The sequence below is a fragment of the Mycobacterium sp. 1245852.3 genome, from assembly GCF_001669335.1.
In the GTDB taxonomy this organism is placed as follows: Bacteria; Actinomycetota; Actinomycetes; order Mycobacteriales; family Mycobacteriaceae; genus Mycobacterium; species Mycobacterium europaeum_A.
The window spans coordinates 1-4,460 of the sequence record NZ_LZLL01000352.1 but is presented as its reverse complement, the minus strand read 5'-3'; the positions used below and the strand labels follow the sequence as shown (position 1 = coordinate 4,460).

Below are 4,460 nucleotides of genomic sequence, written 5' to 3'. Positions count from 1 at the left end.
CGCCATCCGTGCGCCGTCAGGGTGGTCTGTCGACTCCAGGTGAATGACCTCAGCGCCCAGCGCGGCGAGAATGTGGGTGGAGGAGGGACCCGCCCACCACGCTGTCGCGTCGAGAATTCGTATGCCCTCCAGAGGAAGTCGCGGTGCACCTTCGGCTCCGGTCGTAATCCTGTTGTGGGCGGGTACTTTTGCTATTTCGCCAAGCGGGGGAGCGCCGGCGGTGGGGGCGGGTCGTCGGCCATTGATCCGGTAGGGCGCCAGCGGGTGGGTAAAGCTGTCGTCGGCATACCTGCCCCACACGCCGCGCGCCGCGAACTGCGGGTGGTCCAACACGGTCTGGCCATTGTTGACGGGTGAGACGGGGATCCGCAGATCGGAGGCCAACGCGACGATCTCGTCTGTGGAACGTTGCGTCGTCCATTCCCGCACAATCCGATTCCACTCGTCCCGGCGTTCCCACCGGGTCGTGGCGAGGGCCCAGGCTGGGTCCTCATCGAGTAGGTCGAGTCGGCCGATCATCGCTAGGAACGACTCGAATTGTTGGCGGGTATTGGTGTTGAAGCCCACCCAGCCGTCGGCGGTCGGTTCGATGGAAGGGATTTCAACCTGTCGCGCCGGCACGGTCAATGGCGGGCGACCGGCCAGTCCGTGATAGAGGTCGGCGAACCCGCTGGCGCTGAGGTGACACGCCTCCAGCAATGAGCAGTCCGCGAGTTCGCCTGCGCCGCCGAGTTGAACCCGCCGCAATGCGCCAAGCGCCGCGACGGCGGCGTAGCTGGCCATCACCCATTCGAAGACTCGGCCACCGGCTTGAATGGGCGGTTGGTCCGAACGACCTCGCAACGCCAGGGTTCCGCTCTCCGCCTGGATCGTGAACTCCGTCGAGGGTCGGTCCCGGTACGGTCCGGTCAACCCGTAAGGAGAGAGCGCCACGATCACCAGGTGTGGCGCTCGCCGTAGGAGGGCCTCGCGGTCGAGTGCCCCAGGGCCGAGAGAATCGACGAACACATCGGCGGAAACGATCAGAGGCTCCAGGTCGGCCAACGAAGTGCCCACGACTGAACGCTTGCCGGCGTTCAAGAATTTGAACAGCGCGCCGTCGTCGTGTCGATCGCCAAACGTCCTGCGGCGGAACGGATCCCCGTCCGGATTCTCTATCTTGACGACCTCCGCTCCGAGGTCGGCGAACAACTTGGTGCAGTACGGGCCCGAAATTTCCGTCGCCCACTCGACGACACGAACCCCACGCAGAGCGATCATCGTGCGGCTTTCCGTGTCAATGTCTGCCGAAGTGAGTTACCCACCCCGATGAGTGCACACACGCCGCTTCCTGTCCTCACGCTCGTGCCGATCGAGCAGAGTGTTCTGCATCCGCATGGTTGCGGCTTGGTTGCAACGACGCTAGCGACGCGAAAGCTGACGTGTCAAGTGTGACTCGATAACGCTGGCCGCGGTTGAGTCGGCAAGCTTTCAGTCGGCCGCACGCACCTTGGGGGTCCGTTCGCCCCGCCCGCTGCGTTTGGCGGGCGGCTTCGTAGTCGACGTGCTTACCCCTTTGGCGAGGATTTGCGAACCCAGTTCGATCTGCGCGCGGATGTCCGACTCAGCCGTACCAAACCAGCGTGGTCCGAGGCTCGTCGTGAAGATGATGAAATTGGCCAGCAGCTCGGCGAACAGGTCGGCGTCGACGTCGGCCCGGATCTGCCCCGCGGCCTGGTAGTGGCGAACGCCTTCGGCGATAACGGCCGTACGGCGTGCGTGATTGGGTTGCAGCACCCGCAGCGAGAAGTCTGGATCTGACAACGCCCGACCGGAAATGTCCCAGCCGGGAACGCCGCTGTCCCGGTCATCGATCCTCAATCTCGCAAAGAAAAGCCGCTCGATATAGTCCTCGAAGCGCGTAGGCAGGTCCGCCACGACTTGCTCTTCTGCCTCACTGACCAGGTCCGCGATCTGTCGAGAAACGACTTGCTCGAAGATGCCTCGCTTGTCCCCGAAGTAGTGAAATAGCATCGCCTCCGAGCAGTCCGCGCGACGGGCGATCTCCTTGGTCGCCGCGGCCGCGTATCCCGCTTCGGCAAACACCTCAGCGGCCGCTTCAAGGAGGGCTCGTTGTTTGCCGTCCTTGTCGCGAACTCGCCGCCGCGCGCCTGTGGTCATCACACATACTTTAGCGAGCACCCGTCGGCTGAGCGGAAGCCTGCACGCGTGCCGCCCGTTCGCGCACACTGCGCGGGCGCGTCGATTCGAAGCGCTGTCAGATAGTTATCGAGTGCGACTTGACTCCGTGCATTCGACGATTTACTGTGCTGCGAAAGCAAATTTCGGCGTGTGCGAGAAATCAGAGGGCCGGCGCAGATGGCACGTGGACGGCGGTACGACTGCGGCGTGCCTGGACTGTGGTCGGCCCCTCGGTGGTGGCTGTCTGGCCGGGCTGACCGCTGGCGCTGTCTCGAGGTCGGCAGGGGCGGAAAGGACTACCCATGGTGAGCAAATCACCGGAGGAACACGCCCGGAACCTCGACCTTCGTCACGAGGATTTCAACGATCAAGAATTCCTCTACGAGGTCTACTCGGTGATGCGGGAGAACGGACCGTTCAGTCACCAGGACGTGCCATTCCTGGGCCCCACGCCGGGGGGCGCGTGGATCGCCACTCGCTACGACGACTGCTACGAGATTTTGCGGAACTGGCGCAGCTTCTCCAGCAAGCCCATGGGACTCGAGGGCAACCCGATGTCGTTCGGCGACATCGTGATCACCTTGGATCCCCCACGGCAGCAACAGCTTCGCAAGGTTCTCAATCCGTATTTCTCTCCGGGCCGGATGAAGGAGCTGGAACCCCAGGTGCGCGCGGTCACCGATGGGTTGATCGACAATTTTATCGAGCTGGGCAGCGGCGATCTCGCAGACGTTGCATGGCAGCAACCCGGGATCGTGTTCTTCCGGTACGTACTCGGCATGCCCGTTGAGGACGTGCCGCTCTACATCGAGACAGCCGACCTCGCGATCAATGGGGAGAGCGAAGACATCCGAAACGGTTCGATGACAAATCTCTACCTCCGCGTACGCGACGAGATCGACAAGCGTCGCGGTGAACCGCCGCGTGACGACCTGATCGACGTTCTACTCGCCGCCGAGATCGACGGCGAGAAATTGAGCTTCGACGACGTTGTCGCGAATGTGATGCTGCTGGTGCAAGCCGGGCTCGAAACAACCTCTAGCGCAATGTCATTCGCCTTCTTCTATCTTGGCACCCATCCCGAAGATCGCGACCGACTTGTACGCGAAGCCGGGTTGATGCCCGCGGCGATAGAGGAATTCATCCGGTTCGCCGGTTCGGTCCACGGACTGCATCGCTCAGTCGCGGAAGAGGTTGAACTAAGCGACCACAAGTTCTGTCCCGGTGAGACGGTCGTCGTGAACTATGCGGCCGCCAACCGCGACGCGCGCGAGTTCGACGAGCCGAACAAGTGCATTCTCGACCGGCAAACAAACCGCCACCTCGGGTTCGGAGCCGGCGTCCATCGCTGTCTGGGCTCCAATCTCGCCCGGCTCGAGTTTCGGGTGGGCGTCGAACAGACCCTGAATCGGATACCCGACTACGCCATCCCCCCTAGGGCAAAAGTTGATTTTCACGGGAACTCGGTCACCCGGGGCTACCGCGCCCTGCCCGTCGTCTTCACGCCGGGCGCCCGCATCGGCCGGTGAGAGGCGGCATGCGACCGCCGATCCGTCTCGCAGCCAACGTAGTAGCGACATCAGGGAGGAACCCGTGGACAAGCAAGATCTTCAGTGGATGATCTCCGTCGATGACCACATCATCGAGCCCCCGAACCTATGGGTCGACCGCGCATCGGCCGCCGACCGCGATCGAGTGCCACACGTGGAGCGCATCGACGGCGTCGATACGTGGATATACGACCAAGCGCGTGCGTCGGTGATGGGCATCCTGGTCGCGGCTCACCAGCGGCCGCCCGAATACTCGCCGCTGCCAGTGAATTACGACGAGATGCCTCGTGCCTACTTCGACCCGGTCGCCCGCATCCCTGACATGGACGAGGACCATGTGATCGCGGGACTGAACTTTCCGTTCTTCCCACGGTTCTGTGGTCAGATGTTCGCACACCTCGGTGACCGCGACCTGGCTCTCAAGTGCGTGCGGGCCTATAACGACTTCGTCATCGATGAGTGGTGCGCGGCGGCGCCTGGTCGCTACATCCCAATGGTCATCGTCCCGTTGTGGGATACCCGACTGGCCGTCGAGGAGACGCTGCGGTGCGCCGGCAAGGGCGCGAAAGCCATTGCCTTCTCGGAGAACTTGCACCCGCTGGGATTTCCGTCCATCCACTCGGGAGTCTGGGATGATTTCTTCGCGGTGGTGAACGAGACGAAGATGCCGCTGTGCACACACATCGGCTCGTCGTCGGTTAGTCCCACTACGTCGCCTGACGCACCTTT

4 protein-coding genes are annotated in these 4,460 nt (G+C 62.9%); 2 read left to right on the top strand and 2 right to left on the bottom strand.

The features are described from left to right. Positions 1-1,260: CaiB/BaiF CoA-transferase family protein (locus A9W96_RS15750; protein ID WP_197499534.1), on the bottom strand; the 1,260-nt coding region annotated here is incomplete at its 3' end. Positions 1,261-1,470: 210 nt separating this feature from the next. Next, on the bottom strand, positions 1,471-2,160 hold the full coding sequence (locus A9W96_RS15745) for a TetR/AcrR family transcriptional regulator (RefSeq protein WP_066865295.1): 690 nt from the start codon (positions 2,158-2,160) through the stop codon (positions 1,471-1,473). Between the two features lie 323 nt (positions 2,161-2,483). On the opposite strand from A9W96_RS15745, the gene A9W96_RS15740 reads away from it, so the two are divergent. Both A9W96_RS15740 and A9W96_RS15735 read left to right on the top strand, forming a co-directional pair. After that, positions 2,484-3,710 carry a cytochrome P450 gene (locus A9W96_RS15740; protein WP_197498204.1) on the top strand — a complete coding sequence of 409 codons (1,227 nt, stop codon included), beginning with the start codon at positions 2,484-2,486 and terminating at the stop codon, positions 3,708-3,710. A 64-nt stretch (positions 3,711-3,774) separates the two neighbouring features. Continuing rightward, a partial coding sequence (locus tag A9W96_RS15735; RefSeq protein ID WP_156765267.1) for an amidohydrolase family protein occupies positions 3,775-4,460 on the top strand: 686 nt, incomplete at its 3' end.